20 protein-coding genes and 5 pseudogenes are annotated in these 17710 nt (G+C 63.2%); 13 read left to right on the top strand and 12 right to left on the bottom strand.

Translation table 11 applies throughout. The features are described from left to right. Positions 1-47 precede the first annotated feature (47 nt). Together ABH922_RS01345 and ABH922_RS01340 are read right to left on the bottom strand one after the other, a co-directional pair. A complete protein-coding gene (locus tag ABH922_RS01345) occupies positions 48-455 on the bottom strand; it encodes a RidA family protein (RefSeq protein WP_424805216.1) in 408 nt (135 codons plus the stop codon). 108 nt (positions 456-563) lie between these two features. After that, positions 564-987 (bottom strand): annotated as a pseudogene (locus tag ABH922_RS01340) (LLM class flavin-dependent oxidoreductase); the annotation flags it as partial. A gap of 25 nt (positions 988-1012) precedes the next feature. Between ABH922_RS01340 and ABH922_RS01335 the strand changes: the two are divergent. Together ABH922_RS01335 and ABH922_RS01330 are read left to right on the top strand one after the other, a co-directional pair. After that, positions 1013-1192 (top strand): annotated as a pseudogene (locus ABH922_RS01335) (LLM class F420-dependent oxidoreductase); the annotation flags it as partial. 261 nt (positions 1193-1453) lie between these two features. Further along, complete coding sequence (locus ABH922_RS01330; protein WP_424809519.1) at positions 1454-1834, top strand: VOC family protein; 381 nt, start codon at positions 1454-1456, stop codon at positions 1832-1834. Positions 1835-2033: 199 nt separating this feature from the next. Here ABH922_RS01330 and ABH922_RS01325 read toward each other — a convergent pair. Beyond that, positions 2034-2896, bottom strand: a pseudogene (locus ABH922_RS01325) (steroid C27-monooxygenase); the annotation flags it as partial. Between the two features lie 5 nt (positions 2897-2901). On the opposite strand from ABH922_RS01325, the gene ABH922_RS01320 reads away from it, so the two are divergent. From ABH922_RS01320 to ABH922_RS01310, 3 genes are all read left to right on the top strand, one after another. After that, a complete protein-coding gene (locus ABH922_RS01320; protein WP_424809780.1) occupies positions 2902-3072 on the top strand; it encodes a hypothetical protein in 171 nt (56 codons plus the stop codon). A 57-nt stretch (positions 3073-3129) separates the two neighbouring features. Beyond that, on the top strand, positions 3130-3543 hold the full coding sequence (locus tag ABH922_RS01315; protein ID WP_424805215.1) for a DNA-binding protein: 414 nt from the start codon (positions 3130-3132) through the stop codon (positions 3541-3543). 94 nt (positions 3544-3637) lie between these two features. Then, positions 3638-4309 carry a GNAT family N-acetyltransferase gene (locus tag ABH922_RS01310; protein ID WP_424805214.1) on the top strand — a complete coding sequence of 224 codons (672 nt, stop codon included), beginning with the start codon at positions 3638-3640 and terminating at the stop codon, positions 4307-4309. 61 nt (positions 4310-4370) lie between these two features. On the opposite strand, the pseudogene ABH922_RS01305 reads toward ABH922_RS01310, so the two are convergent. Further along, positions 4371-4695 (bottom strand): annotated as a pseudogene (locus ABH922_RS01305) (short-chain dehydrogenase); the annotation flags it as partial. Between the two features lie 6 nt (positions 4696-4701). Between ABH922_RS01305 and ABH922_RS01300 the strand changes: the two are divergent. Further along, positions 4702-4896: a hypothetical protein gene (locus ABH922_RS01300; RefSeq protein ID WP_424809779.1), complete on the top strand. Its 195-nt coding sequence runs from the start codon at positions 4702-4704 to the stop codon at positions 4894-4896. 3 nt (positions 4897-4899) lie between these two features. On the opposite strand, the gene ABH922_RS01295 is transcribed toward ABH922_RS01300, so the two are convergent. Genes ABH922_RS01295 through ABH922_RS01280 form a run of 4 tightly spaced genes read right to left on the bottom strand, consistent with a single transcriptional unit; the run spans position 4900 to position 8540 of the window. After that, positions 4900-6105 carry a winged helix-turn-helix domain-containing protein gene (locus ABH922_RS01295; protein WP_424805213.1) on the bottom strand — a complete coding sequence of 402 codons (1206 nt, stop codon included), beginning with the start codon at positions 6103-6105 and terminating at the stop codon, positions 4900-4902. A gap of 11 nt (positions 6106-6116) precedes the next feature. Further along, the gene (locus tag ABH922_RS01290; RefSeq protein ID WP_424805212.1) at positions 6117-6794 is read right to left on the bottom strand and encodes an HAD family hydrolase; all 678 of its coding nucleotides are present in this window, start codon (positions 6792-6794) and stop codon (positions 6117-6119) included. Positions 6795-6848: 54 nt separating this feature from the next. Then, a complete protein-coding gene (locus ABH922_RS01285; protein WP_424805211.1) occupies positions 6849-8264 on the bottom strand; it encodes an alpha/beta hydrolase in 1416 nt (471 codons plus the stop codon). A gap of 3 nt (positions 8265-8267) precedes the next feature. Then, positions 8268-8540, bottom strand: a complete 273-nt coding sequence (locus ABH922_RS01280; RefSeq protein WP_424805210.1) for a DUF2277 domain-containing protein — start codon at positions 8538-8540, stop codon at positions 8268-8270. Between the two features lie 125 nt (positions 8541-8665). Here ABH922_RS01280 and ABH922_RS01275 point away from each other — a divergent pair, with 125 nt between their 5' ends. After that, positions 8666-9544 carry a bile acid:sodium symporter family protein gene (locus ABH922_RS01275; protein ID WP_424805209.1) on the top strand — a complete coding sequence of 293 codons (879 nt, stop codon included), beginning with the start codon at positions 8666-8668 and terminating at the stop codon, positions 9542-9544. Between the two features lie 7 nt (positions 9545-9551). On the opposite strand, the gene ABH922_RS01270 is transcribed toward ABH922_RS01275, so the two are convergent. Next, positions 9552-10133 carry a TetR/AcrR family transcriptional regulator gene (locus tag ABH922_RS01270; protein ID WP_424805208.1) on the bottom strand — a complete coding sequence of 194 codons (582 nt, stop codon included), beginning with the start codon at positions 10131-10133 and terminating at the stop codon, positions 9552-9554. Positions 10134-10227: 94 nt separating this feature from the next. On the opposite strand from ABH922_RS01270, the gene ABH922_RS01265 reads away from it, so the two are divergent. Next, positions 10228-11622, top strand: a complete 1395-nt coding sequence (locus ABH922_RS01265) for a cytochrome P450 (RefSeq protein WP_424805207.1) — start codon at positions 10228-10230, stop codon at positions 11620-11622. 52 nt (positions 11623-11674) lie between these two features. Here ABH922_RS01265 and ABH922_RS01260 read toward each other — a convergent pair whose 3' ends face one another. Then, positions 11675-11815: a hypothetical protein gene (locus ABH922_RS01260; RefSeq protein WP_424805206.1), complete on the bottom strand. Its 141-nt coding sequence runs from the start codon at positions 11813-11815 to the stop codon at positions 11675-11677. Positions 11816-11893: 78 nt separating this feature from the next. Between ABH922_RS01260 and ABH922_RS01255 the strand changes: the two are divergent. The 3 genes and pseudogenes from ABH922_RS01255 to ABH922_RS01245 form a co-directional block, all read left to right on the top strand. Further along, positions 11894-12233, top strand: a pseudogene (locus ABH922_RS01255) (acyl-CoA dehydrogenase family protein); the annotation flags it as partial. Positions 12234-12357: 124 nt separating this feature from the next. After that, positions 12358-13041: a hypothetical protein gene (locus ABH922_RS01250; protein WP_424805205.1), complete on the top strand. Its 684-nt coding sequence runs from the start codon at positions 12358-12360 to the stop codon at positions 13039-13041. A gap of 225 nt (positions 13042-13266) precedes the next feature. Then, entirely contained in the window at positions 13267-14145 is an 879-nt protein-coding gene (locus ABH922_RS01245) for an alpha/beta fold hydrolase (RefSeq protein WP_424805204.1), read from the top strand. Between the two features lie 12 nt (positions 14146-14157). On the opposite strand, the gene ABH922_RS01240 is transcribed toward ABH922_RS01245, so the two are convergent. Beyond that, positions 14158-14976 (bottom strand): HAD family hydrolase, encoded by an 819-nt coding sequence (locus tag ABH922_RS01240; protein WP_424805203.1) that lies wholly within the window; start codon positions 14974-14976, stop codon positions 14158-14160. A 64-nt stretch (positions 14977-15040) separates the two neighbouring features. Beyond that, entirely contained in the window at positions 15041-15598 is a 558-nt protein-coding gene (locus tag ABH922_RS01235; protein WP_424805202.1) for a TetR/AcrR family transcriptional regulator, read from the bottom strand. An 82-nt stretch (positions 15599-15680) separates the two neighbouring features. Between ABH922_RS01235 and ABH922_RS01230 the strand changes: the two genes are divergently transcribed. After that, a complete protein-coding gene (locus ABH922_RS01230) occupies positions 15681-16139 on the top strand; it encodes a PaaI family thioesterase (RefSeq protein WP_424805201.1) in 459 nt (152 codons plus the stop codon). A gap of 226 nt (positions 16140-16365) precedes the next feature. Next, a complete protein-coding gene (locus ABH922_RS01225) occupies positions 16366-17667 on the top strand; it encodes a TrpB-like pyridoxal phosphate-dependent enzyme (protein ID WP_424805200.1) in 1302 nt (433 codons plus the stop codon). Positions 17668-17710: the final 43 nt, after the last annotated feature.

Here is a 17710-nt window from a genome sequence, read left to right as displayed (position 1 = left end):
CGTGACCGGACGCTGAGCCGGTACCCCGACGAGGGCAGCCGAGAACGCTACGACGGCGGCGGAATGTGCGCCGTCACCTCGATCTCGATCAGCAGTCCTTCCACGGCCAATCCCGTGACACCGAGGATCGTCTGTGCCGGATGACGATCCGACCCCTGGACTTCCTCGATTGCCGCGGTGACTACCGCATGCTGCGTCGGCAACGTCGTGTACACGGTCCGTCTGACGACGTCGTCCCAGGTTGCACCCACTGCCCTGAGCGCAATCTCGATGTTGCGCATACTTGCCCGCGTCTGCTCGGCGAGATCGCCGACACCCACGACGCTGAAATCCTGTGCCAACGCCGTCTGCCCGGAGATGTAGGCGATTTCACCGACCGGGGCCACCGCGATGTGGCTGAAGCCCGGCGCGGGGTGGAGTTCAGGTGGGTCGATGAGGCGAACGTGTCCGGACATGTAGGGTTTCCCGTCCTCTTTCGGCGCCGGAGAACAGCTTTCGACGCCAGGTGAGCGTGTGTACTGCGCTCACACTAATGCATCTCCACCGCGACGGATTTGCGCCGATCAGCCCTGTACCGCCGTGGCCAACTCCCGCACGTGGGCCGCGTCTGGGCAGGACACCAACAGCATCGTCACTCCGGCGTCCTCCCACCGCCGCACGTCTGCCCGCACCTGGTCGACATCGCCGATGATCATGGTTTCGGTGACCGTCTCGTCTGGAACGATCGCAGCCGCGTCGTCCTTTCGCCCCGACATGAACAGTCGCCCGATCTCGTCGACCTCTTTGCCGTAGCCCATGCGTTTGTACACCTGAGCGTGAAAGTTCAACTCCGGAGCGCCCATTCCCCCCCACATACAGTGCCGTTATCGGCTTGAGTGCGGCGATGGCGGCGGCTCGGTTGTCTGTGACGACAACCTGGCAGGTGGCGGCAATCTCGAAGTCCGCCCGCGAGCGGCGGGCACCGTCACGCGCGAAACCCTCGGCGAGCCGGCCGGCAGACCATGAGCGGTCGTTCGTGATCCAGGCAATCTGCATCGACCGCTTCGGCAGGGGCGGCTACGCCGAACTCGAGGAAGCCGGTGTCATCGACATCATCACCGTTGCTTGGGTTTTCGATGGCATCGGATTCCACGCCCCGATCGGGGCCAAGCAGTACTCGATGCGCAAGTACGCCGACCAGTACATCGGATGAGCGCCGCCATGACCACCGAGTCCCCCGCTTTCTTGCCGGCCAAGCATCACGAGCGGCGGCGAGCAGCAGAACAGGCAGGCCTGGCTGAATCTCTTCGCCGAGGACGGGGTCTGAGCTTCCAAGAAACGCCGCCTTGGCCTTTCCCCTGGCCGCCCTTCTCGTGGTTGCAGGAGCGACTCGAAGGTGGCTAAACTGCCCCCAACGTCGCGTATCGATGGCGGACTGCGTCAGGTATGGAGGCGTCGTACCCCCGAGGTATTGATGACCATCTCGTTCAATCACACCATCGTCACAGCACTCGACCGCCAGGAATCGGCGTGGTTCTTCACGCACGTCTTCGGGCTACCCGACCCGGTGGACGCCGGACCGTTCCTCGCGGTCGAACTGGACCACCGCGCAACTCTCGACTACGCCCAGGTGCCCGACGGCGCCGAGATCGTGCCCCAGCACTACGCGTTCCTGGTCTCGGAAGAAGACTTCGACGGCATCTACGGGCGGATCACCGCCCTCGAGCTCGAGCACTGGGCGGACCCGCACCAGTCGAGTACCGGCTTCAACCGTAACGACGGCGGCCGTGGGGTGTACTTCCTCGATCCGTCCGGCCACTTCCTCGAAGCGATCACCAGACCGTACGGCGGCTGAAACTACGCACAGCCGGAAACTGCAAACGGCGGTGTCTACGGGAGATGAGGGATCCCGCAGACACCGCCGCCGCTCCCGGTTGCCACCTGGTGGCTACCGGGAACACCCACTGTAGTTGCGCGTTTCCGGGCGTGCAGAACCCGCTCCCTGAAACGCGTCGGAGCTACTTGGCGGTTACATGATCGAGTATATGTCCGCTTCAGTGTTTGACAGAGCAAGCTGATGTTTTGTGATCAACCTGAAACTCTTTGATGCCGTTGCCTCGACCCGGCCGCAGTCGACGTGGGTCGCCGAGCCGCGGCAGGCCGGGAAGGTGCTCGGCCATCGCAGTGAAGATCAAGTCGATGTCCATCCGAGCACGATTGGCGCCGATGCGCGCTGGGCTCAGGTGCCACCGAATCCCAGGTGCGGGTTGCGATCACGACGGATGTCGAACCTCCGCAGGTTCTCGAAGACCTCGACGTCGACGTCGGCGGACGCATACATCATCACCACACGATCGCCTTTCTCGATCTTCTGCCTGCCGAGCACGGTGGCCTCGAGAGCGGTGCGCTGAAGGGATGTCACCGGCGTTGCCCAGCGAACGATCTCGTCCGCCGTGGTTGCGTGGCGGCCCTTTTACATAGATCCTATTAGTCGGGATTATCCAGAAATACGATCATGCCGTGGGTTATCGCGCTTCGCGTAGTTTCGTTTCCAGTTACGGCCGGCAAGATCATGGAGACTCCGAATTCTTCTGGCGAAAGCTCATTTCCGTCGATGTCGGCCTTGATCAATCTGGTATCGATGTCGTCCGCCGGGCACTTGCGACGCTCGTCGCCCATCGGGTAGGCGCAGCCCAAAATTTCCATCGATGCCGCCTGCGGATCGATATCGATATCCGGATCGTCGTACGAGGTCATCTGATTGGACCAATCGAAGAGTTTCAGTCGATCCCCTGCGGGCACCGCGCAGTTCCACGATGGCGTCAAGTGCAAGCTCCGAGGCGACCTGCGTGACGAAGTGCCTGCCGCCGTCGGTCGCTACCGCGGTGACGATTCCCTCCGCGCGCTCGGATATTTCGCGAGATGACATCGCAGCGTTGCGACACCTCCTTGACGCCTTCGTGCCCGGTCACCACCGCGCTCCACGAATTGGAATGCCGCAACCGCTCGACGGCACTGATCTCGATGTGCGCCGGCAGTGCGCTGGCGACCGGAATCGTGATCGAGAGAATCTCGCAAGGCTCCGAGTGGTGAACAAACTGTTTACAACAATACGTTTACATCGGGTGGGAGTTCTGACATCGTGGCTTCATGCCCGATGACCAATTCAGTCCGATGGATTCCGGCCGGATGCGCGCGCACCGCGAGTACGCCGGACTCTTCCGCATCAGCGAACGCCACGGCGCAACCGAGAGTCAACGCGCCCGCCAGTCCCACCCGGAAATGCTCGAGCCGTACGGCGCCATTCGCGTCGTAGCCAGGCTGGCCGGCGGTACCGATACGCCCGAGGTGACCGAACCCGACGTCGACGACGCGGACATCATGGCCGCACTGACCCTGATCCCCAAGGCTCGAGCCGAGATGGAACAACTCGAGGCGTTGTTCCTCGGAATCGCCCGTGAACGTGGTATGACCTGGCAGGACATCGCGTTCGGTCTCGGACTCGGCAGTACTCAGGGAGCCCGTCAACGCTACGAACGGCTCGTTCGCCGCACCGGGCCCTGAACGCGTGCCATAACGGACAACTTGGAGCAGTATTGAGCCGTACGGTCCACCCGGCGTTTCGACACCGCCGAGAACACAGCGAGGAGTCGCATATATGACGACGCATATTCACGATCAGATCCTTGACCGGCGCGAGATCACGTCCGCACTGGTACGCGCGTTGGACCGGCGCCACGAGGTACTCGACGCGGTCGTCGACAGTAAGGACCATCAGAGTGCGCTGACCACCGTCGCCAAGCTGCTGGGAACATCTGAAGCCAATGCGGAAGCGGTGCTGAGCCTCAAGTTCAGCGCTCTCACCGAGGCTGCCCGCAAGCGCATCCAGGGCGAACTCGAGAATCTGGATGCGACGCTGGAGTGGACTGCCCTGGACCGTCCCGCCAGTAGCGGGCTGGACTTCTCGCTCCGCCCGTTCAGCGACAGCGATGAGGACAGGACTTTGTTCGCCGCGCGGTCGCAGGAGCAGATCGGCGACGACGGCGCTCCGTGGACCGGTGACCGAGTCGAGTCCGAGCGCAGGAGCGGGCTCTCGCGTATCGACGACGAGACTGCGGCGTGGTTCGTCGCCGAGGACGTATCCGGCGCGACCCCCACCAGTGTCGGCCTGGTGTTCGGCGAACTGGACGGTCAGGAGGTCAACGTCGCGATCTGGATTGCACCCGAGTCTCGAAAGAAGGGGTACGGCACGGCCTGCGTGAAGCATTCCCGTCGTGAACTTGCCGCAGAGTTTCCCGGCACCGTCCTGGTGGTTCGCGCACCGGCCTAGGCGCACAACCCCTGTGCGCCTTTTCGGTAGTGAAACTACCGGCCCAGGCGCACAGGGGCCGTCAGGCCCTGTACACCGGCAACGGAGTTTCCGCCTTCTCCAGAAGTGAAGCCCCCACCAGCCCGATTTCCTTCGCATCCCACCCGGATCCCGTGTCTCACTCGGACCGTGACGCCACCCTTCGGCGACGGTGATCTTGCCGCCTTCCACGTCGAAGACACGCCCGGTGACGCCGCGAGAGTGCGCACTCCCCGACCAGACCAACCAGCGGTGAGATGTTTTCCCGGCGCCATCGCGGCGAAGCCTTCCTCGGGGGCTGCCGTCACCTCGGTCACCGCACCGCCTGCACCGACGGTCATGCGGGTGCAGGCGGCAGGGGCGATCGCACCGTCATGCAGATCATCATTGCGGCCAACACCTCGATGGCACTCAAAGCTGTTCTGGCGGAAGATAACACCCGCGCCGTCTGGTTGGCGACAGGTCAGGTGGTCGACATGATCGACCACCTGCTCAGCTGCCGGGAATTGATCGAACGCATCCTGGCCGAAGCCGCAGTGTGTGTCGACGCTCTGGCGGCGTCGCGCTGACGCTCAGGCGAGTATTCGGCGTAGAGCGGTCGATGACGTGCCCTTGTCCTCAACGACGATGTCCTCGCAACCCAACCACGTCGCGGCTCGCTGTAACAGTTCCGCCAGTCGCACGGCGGTCTCCGCGTCAGCGGTCGGCTCCGACCACGCGGCACGAACCAGAAGTCGGCGGTTCTTGCGATCGTTCTTGAGATCGACGCGGGCTCGGATCAGATCGTCGATCAGTACCGGTAGCACGTAATATCCGTAGACCCGTTTGTGGGCGGGAGTATAGATCTCGATCCGGTAGTGGAAGTCGAAGAGTCGTAACGCGCGATCGCGCGCCCACACGACGGGATCGAATGGTGAGAGCAGTGCCTCTCCCCCGATCACTCTCGGCCGCTTGGCCTTCGGATCCAGCCACACCTCGCGCGGCTTTCCCCTACGTTCCCAGCCGTCGACGCGCACCTGATGCACGAGCCCGTCGTCTTCGAGTTCCTGCAGTGCAGCCCTGGTATCTGCGCTGGGTAACCGGAAGTAGTCCGCGATGTCGTCGAGTGTCCCGATACCGTGCGCTGTGATGCCGCGGGAAACCAGCTCACGAATTGCGTCCGACCGGGAGACCTGCGCCTCGAGAATCTCGGGGGCGAGGATCTGCTCGGCGAGACCGTAGCGGCGTTCGAATCCGCCCCTTCCGGCCGACACCATCTCACCCCATCGAAACAACTGCTCGAGGCCGATCTTCACGTCGGACCATCCCCACCACGGGCCGCGGCGCTCGTTCGCGTCGTGCTCGATCTCGGACGCTGTCATGGGACCGTTCTCACGCAACTCGACCCGCAACCAGTCGAGCATGTCGGAGTGCGCGCAGGCCCAGCTGTCCGGATCGCCGAGCGCCTTCTCGCGGGATTGATCCATCCGCCAACGAAACAACGGCCACGTCTGCACCGGCAGGAACGTTGCCTCGTGCCCCCAGTACTCGATGTATTCCGATCCGGCCTCGAAGGTGAGCTTGTCCAACCGGGACTTGTCGTACGCGCCTACCCGCGCGAACACCGGCAGGTAGTGGCTGCGTTCGAACACATTCACGGAATCTATCTGCAGTACCTGCAATCGGTCGAGCACGCCGGTAAGTGTGCGACGGGTGACCGCGGCGGGCGCCGGCTTGCCGAAACCTTGGGCGGCGAGTGCGATACGACGGGCAACGGCGACGGGGACGGCGGGTGTCATGGACGTCGAGACTACGCAGAGCTACCGACGCGCCGATTCACCAGAACTCGGAGATCGTCCACCGATTTTCCTGCCAGCGTCTCCCAGGGAACAATCGCCGGATCAGACGGAAGTGGCACCAGATTCGCAACTCCGACCACGACCGCGCCGGATGCGGTTGCCGATGCAAGTCCTGGAATCGAATCCTCGATGGCCACCACCCGATCCATCGAAACCGGTCGACCCGATTCGGAAAGGCGCTGCGCTGCAAGAAGGTATGGTTCCGGATTCGGTTTACCGTGCTCGACCATGTCACCACTGATCACGTCCGTGAAGGTTCCGGCTGGGAGCTGGTCGACCACCGCAGCAGCCAACGGCGCCTCGCTCATGGTCACCAGTACGCAGTCGATCTCCTCGGCGCGTAGCTGTGCCAGCAGCTCCCGAGCACCGGGACGCCACTGCACCTCGGCGTTCACGGCGATCACCAACGCTGCCACCAACTCGTCGATGATCTCGCGAACCGTCAGTTCGGCGCCGGCCGCGCGCAGTACTGCTGCTGCGTCCTCCAATGCACTACCGACCAACGCAACGGACTGCTGGTGCGTCCATTCGACGCCGAAACGCGAAAGGAGTGCCGTTTCGGCCGCAAACCAATTGGGTTCGGTATCGACCACGGTACCGTCCATGTCCCAGAACACCGCTTGCAACATCAGTTCGCTTCCTTCTCGTCGTGACCGGCCAGAAGAACACTATCCGTCGCCGGTTCACACCGTGACGGCCAGTTCCGGGAGCCCGGCCAGGACGACGGCCAGGTTGTAGCCTGACATTCGAAGTTCACCGTTGTCGCCGGTTCGGGCGTACTCGGCATGCCCGAACGCCCGCTCGTGCAGCACCCCGTCCGCAGTGATTCCGGTGGCGGTGGACAGGCGGAGGAATTGCGTCCGCGTCGGATCCCCGCCGAATCTACCGAAACCAGCGATGCTGTCGCCTTCTGCTTTCATCACGTAGACGTGGTGCCGCTCCAGACCGAGATCGGTTTCGACCTTCGCCCGAACGCCGGGCGAGCCGTAGAACACTACGTCGTCCACCGAGGCGCTGGCACCGCGTTGCAAAGCCAACGACGTCGCGAGCGAGCCGTACGAATGGCCCAGCGCGCACAGGTGTAGGTTCGCGTTGATCGTCGCGGCGCGCAGCCCGTGCAGGAAACCACCCAGCGCCTGTGCGGCGATGCGCGCCTTGGTTGTCCGGCTGACGTCGAAACTTGCACGCCCGGTGTCGAATCTACCGGGACCGATCACCTGAGGGGCGTCGTAACCGATCCACGCGATCGTGGCAACGCTCTCATCTCGGCCGACGCGTCGTAGTTGGCGCTGCGCTTCGTCACGCAGTCGACGCGCCTCGTCCACCATTCCTCGCATCGAGTCCTTGACGTTGGTGTTCAGACCGGGAATCGTCACGCCCACGTGATCGGCCCGATCCGGATCGCCGACCGCGACAGCGGCGAATCCCCTTTCGCCCGAACGCATGTCCATGAGGACAACTCGAAGGTCGTCGCCTTGGTGCACCAGCTGCTCGAGGGCGTCCAGATCCTCGAGCTTGCGCTGCGCGTACCATTGTCCGGCGCCGGTGTTGCTCAATCGCCCGCCGAAGAACTCGCGATCAGCTTCTCGGGAACTGCGAATTGCGTCTTCCTGCAACCGGGCTCGTTCGGCGTGGATGCGACGGCGATTGAGTCGGTCGCGCACGGCCGCTGGAATCCCGTCGAGGTTCGCCGGCAGATCGGGCGTGTGTATCGACACGGCTTGCCTGGTAGCGCAATCGAGGGTCGACCACTGCTCGGCGATTCGGAACGCACGATCTCGAAGGTCGACACTCGACTGCTCGCGAGGCGTGTGTGGGAGTTCCGCATCGATCAACAATGCCTCTGCCCGCAGCACGTCGACGCTACGCGTCAATTCGAGAGCCCGAGACGACAACGGATGCCCTGGAGCAATCGGTACCACCGCCGATACCGAACCGTCGTCACGGACATGGAGATCTTCAGCTGCGGCGTCCTCTCGTAACCGGCGTAGGCGGTGCTGGATCTCGGCCATCCGGTGCGCCAGCAGCAAGGCCTCCAATCCGCCCTCCGTCCGACTCAGGGCAGCCGGATCCCACTCGTCGACGTCGTTCAGGTTCACTGATCAGCTGGTACGAGCGGCAATCCGCGCCTGCACTTCCGGACGTCTGAGCGGCGGCACGGTTTGTGGAGGTTGACGACGCGGCGGCAACGATGCCAGAAGCCGTGCCGTCGTTTCGGTCACTTCCCGCACGGCGAGTTCGAATGCGTCCCGATTTGCATCGGACAATTTGGCAATACCACTGACCTTACGTATGTATTGACGAGCTGCGGCTTCGACCTCTTCCGGTGTGGCAGCAGGCTCGAGTCCCCGGAGTTCGGTGATGTTTCGGCACATACTTCGACCATAACCCCGCTATCAAGCCACCGAAAGGCTCGAGCATGCATCAAAAGACATCGTAAAGTCGGCCTTGGCTGTAGCTTCGGTAAAACTCGCCTCGAGACGGGAACAATTCACACGCCATGGACTCAGCACTCACGACGATCGGGCTTCCGATCGCCCTCGGCATCATCATGTTCGGTTTGGGACTGTCCCTCACAGTGGGAGACTTCGCCCGCGTGGCCAAGGCGCCGAAGGCGGTGTCCATCGCACTCGGGTGCCAGCTGATCCTGCTCCCGGCCATAGCATTCGGACTGGTGAAGCTGTTCGATCTGGATCCGCTCCTCGCAGTGGGCGTCATGCTGCTCGCCGCCTCTCCGGGTGGAACCACCGCCAACCTGTTCAGCCACCTCTTCAAAGGTGATGTTGCCCTCAATGTCACTCTCACAGCTGTGAATTCGGTGATCGCCGTTATCACGCTACCGGTGATCACCAACTTCGCACTCGGACATTTCAACCCTCCGGACGCCGACGGTACCTTGGGTTTGCAGTTCACCAAGGTTCTTCAGGTCTTTGCCATCGTGTTGATTCCCGTCGTCCTCGGTATGTGGGTGCGAGTGCAGTCGCAGTCCTTCGCCCACCGGATGGACAAACCGGTCCGCATCGGCTCGGCGGTGGTGCTCGCCCTGGTGATCGTCGGAACGGTGATCAGTGAACGCGAGAACATCCTCGACTACATCGCTCAGATCGGTATCGTCGCCGCTTTGTTCTGCCTGCTCAGTCTCGGTGTCGGCTACGCAGTTCCCCGCATGTTCGGAATCGGCGACCGCCAGGCGATCGCCAGTTCGATGGAAATCGGCATCCACAACAGCACGTTGGCCATCACGATCGCCGTGAGCCTTCTGCACAGCTCCGAACTTGCCATTCCCGCAGCCGTCTACGGCGTCCTGATGTTCCCACTCGCCGCCGGCGCCGGTTTCCTGATCACCCGAATGTCACCGAAGCTCGCGTACGCCGCCTGATCGACGCTCAGGAATCGAGGGCCCTGCCCACGGCCGCCGTCAGTGTCCGCATGCAGAGAACATGCAGCTCGTCTTTTGACAACTGAACCTGCGAGTCGAGGCACACCGTTCGAACGAACGCGATCCATCCCCGCACCGCCACCGCTCCGACGATCCGGCTTTCACCCTGCAATCCCAGTCCGTCGAGAATCCTGCGCTGCTGCGCGTCCAGTTCGTTGTCCACGATGGCTCGGATTGCCGGATCAGCCGAAAGCGCACCGACGTTGATTGCTCGAACCCCACGACTGTTCTTCGCTATGTACTCGATGTACGCGGCCAACCCGGCGGCGATCTGCTCACGTACCGGCAGAGATTCGTCAGGTTCGGTCGTGTGGAGCAGGCGGTGCGATTCGCGCTCGACGATGGCCGCGAAGAAGTCCCGCTTGTTCGGAAAGTAGTGGTACATCAACCCGCGTGAGACTCCCGCGATCTCCGCGACTTCTTCGATCCAGACATCCTCGAAGGCTCGCTCGGTGAAAAGCCGTGCTCCGATATCCAGTAACTGTGCACGACGCTGTTCGGGGCCGAGCCGGACACGCCGCGTCGTCATGTCCGGGGAGCTTACTACTTGACACGAGTTCAGTAAGGCGTACGTTGCATGTCAGGCAAGGAGTCGATGGACGATCACATACGGGGGAATGACGATGAGCGCCGCCACAACCTCCGTCGGTGCTGTAGACATACCTCGCCCGGCATGGCGAGTGCCCGTTCTGGGCGACGTACTCGGAATATCCATCAGCAGACCGTTGCAGAACTCGGTGCGGATAGGCCGCGATCTCGGGCCGATCTTCGAAAGGACCGTTCTGGGTAACCGGTTCGTGTTCGTGTCGGATCCAGGTCTCGTCGCCGAGCTCTCGGACGACTCACGGTTCGGAAAACATCTGGCTCCCGGCGTCAAAGCGCTTCGCGGATTGGCAGGTGACGGACTGTTCACCGCGTACGACCACGAACCGAACTGGGCCAGGGCACACAATCTCCTGGCCCCGGGATTCACACAGACCGCGATGCGCTCGTATCACGGCACCATGCTCGACGTGGCAGGCGAACTGGTCGATCACTGGGATGCTCGTTCTCGGTCGAGCCCGGTCGACGTCTCGGCCGACATGACGAAATTGACTCTGGAAACGATCGGCCGCACCGGATTCAGCTATTCCTTCGACTCCTTCCGGCGCGAGCAGCAGCACCCCTTCGTGCAAGCGATGGTCGGGACCCTGTCGCATTCGCAGCGCACCACATTCGTCAAATCTACCGCCGTGGGACGCTTCCTCGCGCGCCGTGCCGATCAACGCGACGAGCAGCGAAAGGCGTACCTCAACGAGGTGGTCGACGAGGTCATCCGTACCCGTCGCGACAGCACCGAGTCCGGCACGGAGGATCTCCTCGAATTGATGTTGCGCGCTACTCGCGAGAACGATCCAGATCGGATCGACGAACTCAATATCCGTAACCAGATCATCACCTTCCTGGTAGCAGGTCACGAAACGACTTCCGGCGCATTGTCCTTCGCGCTCTACTATCTTTCTCGACACCCTCGAGTGCTTGCCCGGGCTCGAGCCGAGGTCGACTCGGTGTGGGACGGCCGGGAACCTACATTCGAAAAGATCGCGAAGCTCCGGTACGTCCGACGGGTACTCGACGAGTCGCTGCGCCTGTGGCCCACCGCCCCCGGTTACGGGCGCGCCGCGCGCGAAGACACCGTGCTGGGCGGCCGATACCCGATGAAGAAGGGCGATTGGATGCTCGTCCTCATACCGGCGCTGCACCGCGACCGGGTGTGGGGGGACGACGCCGAGACCTTCGATCCCGACCGATTCCTGCCCGCCCGGATCAAATCCCGCCCGGCCCACGCCTACAAGCCATTCGGTACGGGTGAGCGTGCTTGCATCGGAAGACAATTCGCTATCCACGAGGCTGTGCTCGTACTCGGCACGATCCTGCAGAAGTACACCGTCGAAGCCGATCCCGACTATCGACTGACGGTGTCGGAACGACTGACCCTGATGCCGGAGGGTTTCACCCTGAATGTGCGCCGCCGGTGAGTGGCCCACGCACCGCTGTCCGAAAACGCCCGTGTCTCTGCGGCGCCCACTTTTAGAGTTCTCGGCGGCTGATGTCCCATTTTTCGGCGATCATCTCCGCTAACTCGAACCGCGAGACTTCCTGATTGCCGTACCGTTCGGTCCATCCGACGGAACCCGATGCGATCGAATCCGTATTTCTCTCGGAGATCATCGCCGCCGTCACCACGACACCCGGTTACGACGGCGTGTTGTGGCACAAGCTGTGCAGCCAGATCGGCGTCGCCTTGGCGATTCCCGAGTGGAGTACACGAAGGTCCGCAAACAGTTCGGGCGGGCGATCGGATCAGTCCAGGCCCTCTGTCATCGGACGGCCGCCGTGTACGCGCTGGTCGAGTCGGCCCGGTCCGTGATCTACGCCGCGGTGGCGACACAATCGCCGGCGGACGCGGCCGTCGCGAAGGTGTACGGCTCGCAGGCATGCCGGCACATCGCCGCGCTCGCAGTTCAGCTGCACGGTGGAGACGCCATCTCCTTACGACACCGAGGCCCAGCTGTACTTCACGCGCGCACACGGCAGTGTCCAGTTCTTCGGCCGGCCCTGTTCTTCGCTCGGCCCAGTGCCTTCCTGAACGAATTGGCGACTGCTGCGGGACTCAGATCAGTCTCGCCGACTGAACCCCGGCGTCCCGCAGGCGGCATAATCGTCCACGTCCTCGAGAACTGGTCCGAGGCGCTGAACGTGCAGGAGCCAGGATGACCGAGAACTCCCACCTCGAACCCGCACTGATCAGCCCGGTAGTGGGCGGGATGGTCCGTACCTGGACCGAGGGCGAGTCGGCACTGTGGACCGTCGACGATCCCGGCGCACTCGGCGCGTTGCTCGGTCATGGTCAGGTTGCCCGGACCATGATGCCGGACAACCGATTCCGTGAGATCGTACTGCTCGATTCTGAGACGAAGACGCTGTTCGTCCAGCCGCGCTTCGCGACGCCGGGCGACGGGACCGCCGAACTGCTGGCAAAACCGTTCGAACTCGGTGACCCCACCACACCTGCCGACCTCACCGCCGTCGGCACCGACCGCTGGGAAGAACTCGAATCCCTACTCGCCTCGGTTGCGATCTCCGCCGCCGGACGCCGAGAGTTCTGGCTCGCCGAACTCGGCGGCTGGGAAGCACCGCACCAGCCGAACTTCCTGTTCACCGTGGTCGAGGAGCACGGCGTCGCCACCGCGGTCATGGAGGCCACACCCGCCCCGGTCGGCTCCGACGTGTGGCCGGACGCACCGCGGGGCCGCTCGAACGTCTCGGTGTCCGCTCCGGCGTCGCAGGATACCGTCGAAGCCGCCGGCATATTCGCCGTCTCCGCAATCGAGACGTGGAAGACAACCCCGTGGGATGTGGTGCTCACATTCGGAAGGCTGTCTGAATTCACCTGATCAACGGGCTCTCGTACCACTGAGGCGTACGTCTCCCTCGTCCGCACTCGAGATCGTTCGTCACAACACTCGGCAATGACCACGACTTCGAGACGTCCGGTGGGCATACTGGGACGGCTGGGGTTACTCCCGGTAACTGACACCGCCGGTGCGCGACGCCGCGGCTGCAGTCCTATACACGCGGGCAGAACGCCGAGTGAGCCATCTGTCCCGAAAGGTTCGATCATGGCAACCGACCAACTGCAGACTGTTGTTCTGCATGGTGACCAGCTGAAATATATCGATCAGGGGAACGGGCCGGTGGTGGTCCTCATCCACGGATTGATGGGGGCCCACTCCAACTGGGAGCCGCAGATCGAGACGTTGTCGAAGCAGTACCGAGTGATCGCGCCTGATCTGTTCGGTCACGGAGCGTCGGACAAACCGGCCGGTGACTACTCGATCAGCGCCCATGCCGCAACGCTGCGCGACCTTCTCGACACCCTCGACATCCCGTCGGCCACCCTGGTTGGCCACTCGCTCGGTGGCGGAATCGCGATGCAGACCCTGTACCTGTTCCCCGAGCGCGTGGAGCGGTTGTGCCTGGTTGCCAGTGGTGGCCTCGGGCCGGAGGTGAGCCCACTTCTACGAGCGGCAACACTGCCCGGTAGCGAGTTCGTACTCCCCGTCCTCGCGTCCAAGACGTTGACCGACGTCACCGACAAGACACTCGAACTCTTCGACAAGATCGGCATCTTCAAGCTAGGGGCGAGCGCCGCCGAGGCGCGCAAGAGTTTCGCGACGATAGCGGACGCTCCCACCCGCCACGCCTTTCTTGCCACGGCCCGGTCGGTGATCAACTACAACGGTCAAACCGTCAATGCGACTCCGCACTTCTCCAGGTTTCAGGACTTGCACGCCCTGCTCGTGTGGGGCGACGAGGACACTGTCATCCCCAATACGCATTCCGAGAACGCGCGGGCGGAACTGCCCCTGGGCCGCGTCGAAATCTTCGAGCGCGCCGGGCATTTCCCACATCTGGACTACCCGGACCGGTTTCACCGTGTCTTCGGTGAATTCATGGCCGATTGCGGTGTCTCGTTCGACTCCGCCGTCGGCAGTTGATCCACCGCTGATCTACCGCTGCGCCGTCAATTCCTCGAGGTAGCTCGCCACCCCGTCCTCGTCGTTGGTGGGCAACACCCGATCTGCGAGCGTGCGGATCGCGGCCTCGGCGTTGGACGGCACCAGCGCCGTCCCGGCCCAGGTCAACATGGCGACGTCATTCATCGCGTCACCCGCGACCGCCACCTCGGAGGCGTCGATTCCGTCCGCCCGGCACAGTGTGGCGAGAGCGCTGGCTTTGGAAACTCCGGCCGCCGACATCTCCAGGTACGGCGCACCGGAATGCGTCAGTTCGACACCCTCGACGCCGGCGGCCACTGCGGTCCGGTACAGCTGCGAACTGGGTATCTCCGGGTGCCGGGCGACGATCTTCACCATCGGTTCGATCCGGGTCGGGAGCGCGTCCGAGATCACCATTTCGTGGAGATGACGATGATGATCGGCGAATTCACAAAGCGCCGCGTATTCAGCTTCGGCGAAGAACTGGGTGGGTCCGACGTTGGCAAATGTCACACCGGGGACGAGCGCCCGAATCTGCTCCATAGCCGTTGCAGCCAAATCTGTTTCGATCGATACGGTATCGACGATTCTCGGCGTGCCGTCTGCCAGGTCGAGAATCACCGCTCCGTTCGCGCATACGGCTTTCCCCCGGAATCCGCACGACTGCGCCAGCGTGTGCACCGAGTGCCGAGCGCGAGCCGTAGCCCACACGACGTCGATCCCGGCCTGACGAGCACCTTCCATGGCGTCGGCCGAGCGCGGGGAGATCGTCCGGTCGCTGCGCAGTAGAGTTCCGTCGAGGTCAGTGGCGAACATGCGGATTCGAGTCACCGTGTCATGATGCCGGCCTGACTGCACCGGGGACTCGAAGCGGCCGCGAACACGTGCCCGTCGGTCACACCGCCAGCTCGCGTAGTGAACCGATGACCTGCTCGAGTGGTTCCATACTGCGAATCGTCTGACACACCGCGACCGCACCTTCCACCGAGGTGATCGTCAGGTTGGCCATCGCTCGCGCCCGCGGGTGGGGCGAACCTGCCGCTTCCAGTTGCGATTCGATCAACGCTTGCCAACCGGTAAGCACTTCGGCCGCCGCCTCGGCCACCGCCGGCTCGCTCGAACGGGCCAATCCACCGGCAATGATCGGACATCCGATCGCGAAATCGGAGCGAGTCAAATTGAGTCGCCAGATGTCCCCCACCGAATCGATGATGTCCGCAGGAGTACCGGTCGACCCCGCTGCCGCGATTCGGCGCGTGATGATCGCTCCCGCCGCGCGTACTGCGGCCACCATGAGCTCGGTCTTCCCGCCGGGAAAGTGGTGATAGATGGATCCACGCGGCGCTCCGCTGTGTTTGATGACGTCACTGAACGACGTTGCGTCGACGCCGTTGCGGCTGATCAACTCGACCGCACTGCGAATCATTCGTTCCCGTGCACCCGCCTCGGCCACAGTCGTATCTCCTTCGGTTTCCTTCGACTCACCGTTACGCTACGTTATGTATGACGACCTACATAGAAATGGGGACAGCGTGATGAGCGAAGACACCACCGTGAAGATCGATCCAGCCGAGATGACCGGGCTCGAGCTGCTCCGATGGATGAGCACCCAGGCGAACGATCGCCCCAATATCGGGCGCCTACTCGGAATGCAGATCCGCGAGCTCGACGAGGGTTCGGCCACGTTCACCTTGACGCCGAAAGCGGACTTCAGCAATCCACTCGGCACCGTCCACGGCGGAATCTGTGCAACCTTGCTCGACTCGGTCATGGGCTGCGCCGTACACACCACGCTGCCTGCCGGTGTGGGGTACACCACCCTCGAACTCAAACTCAACTACATTCGCACGGTACCCCTGGACGGCGACGAGCTCATCGCGCACGGAAGCGTCATCCACGTCGGCGGCCGCACCGCTACCGCCGAAGGCAAGGTGCTCGACAGCGAGGGCAAGCTGGTCGCGCACGGAACCACCACCTGCATGATCTTTCGTTGAGCCGACGACAACCGGCCACCGCTGCCGATGTACGATCACCTCGTGACCCCGCTCACTACGCACCTCTGGTGGCCCGACCGCTGACGGTCAGCCGCATCTGCGCGCTGCCCGGACCGACATCGGGTGGTCCAGCAGGCCTTCTGAATGGATCCCCGATCCGGCAACGCAACGAGTTCATCGCTGCGACCGCAAAGATCTGGTACCGAAATCCATGAAGGAGAGTTAGTTGACCACCACACCCCTCAATCGTGCACTGGAGCCTTTGGGCGTTGCCATCCCGTCGAAGGTGCCGACACACTGGTACAACCTTGCCGCTGATCTGCCGGAGCCTGTTCCGCCGCACCTGCATCCAGGAACCCGTGAGCCCCTCGGACCCGAGGATCTCGCTCCGCTCTTCCCGAAGAATCTCATCGCGCAGGAAGTCTCCACCGAGCGCTACATCGAGATTCCCGAAACAGTCCGCGAGATCTACGGGATGTGGCGTCCGTCGCCGCTGTTCCGAGCGCACCGTCTCGAACGGGCTCTCGGCACCCCGGCTCGGATCTACTACAAGTACGAAGGCGTGAGCCCGGTCGGTTCACACAAGCCGAACACCGCAGTGGCGCAGGCGTATTACAACGCGATCGAGGGCACCACCAAGCTCACCACCGAGACCGGGGCCGGCCAGTGGGGTGCATCCCTGTCCTTCGCCGGCGCACTTCTCGGTCTCGAGGTGGAGGTATGGCAGGTTCGATCGTCATTCGATTCGAAGCCGTACCGTCGGATCCAGATGGAAGCGTACGGCGGAATCTGCCACCCGTCGCCCTCGGATCTCACCGAAGCGGGACGAGCACTTCTCCAATCGCATCCCGACACAACCGGCTCACTCGGTATGGCGATCAGCGAAGCCGTCGAGGTGGCGGCCCAAGATCCCAACACCCACTACTCACTCGGCAGCGTCCTCAATCACGTCATGCTGCACCAGAGCGTCATCGGCCAGGAAGCCATGGTTCAGCTCGAAGAGGCCGGCGACGCCGTCCCGAACACGGTATTCGGTTGCGCCGGTGGCGGTTCCAACCTTGCCGGTCTGACCTTCCCGTTCCTGGGCCGTAATCTGCGCGAAGGAACCAAGACTCGCCTCGTCGCGTGCGAGCCGGCGGCCTGCCCGTCACTGACCGAAGGCGAGTACCGATACGACTTCGGTGACGTCGCGGGGCTGACTCCGCTGCTCAAGATGCACACCCTGGGCAAGGATTTCGTTCCGCCGGCCATCCACGCCGGCGGGCTTCGTTACCACGGCATGTCGCCGATGGTCTCGCATGCGGTCAACCTCGGCCTGATGGACGCCATCGCCGTCGATCAGGACGACGCACTCAATGCCGGACTGATCTTCGCACGCGCCGAGGGCATCATTCCCGCTCCCGAGTCCACCCACGCCGTTGCAGGCGCTATCGCGCACGCACGCACCGTAACCGAGCCCGAGGTGATAGTGATCGGGCTCTCGGGCAACGGCCAATTGGATCTGCCGGCGTACTCCCCGTACGTCTGATTTCCGGTGGGGTGGTGCTCCCGTCACAAACGAGAGCACCACA

Origin of the sequence: Rhodococcus sp. 27YEA15 (assembly GCF_049739425.1) — a bacterium.
GTDB lineage: Bacteria > Actinomycetota > Actinomycetes > Mycobacteriales > Mycobacteriaceae > Rhodococcus_F.
The sequence above is the reverse complement of the archived record's forward strand: the minus strand, read 5'-3'. Positions and strand labels throughout refer to the sequence as shown.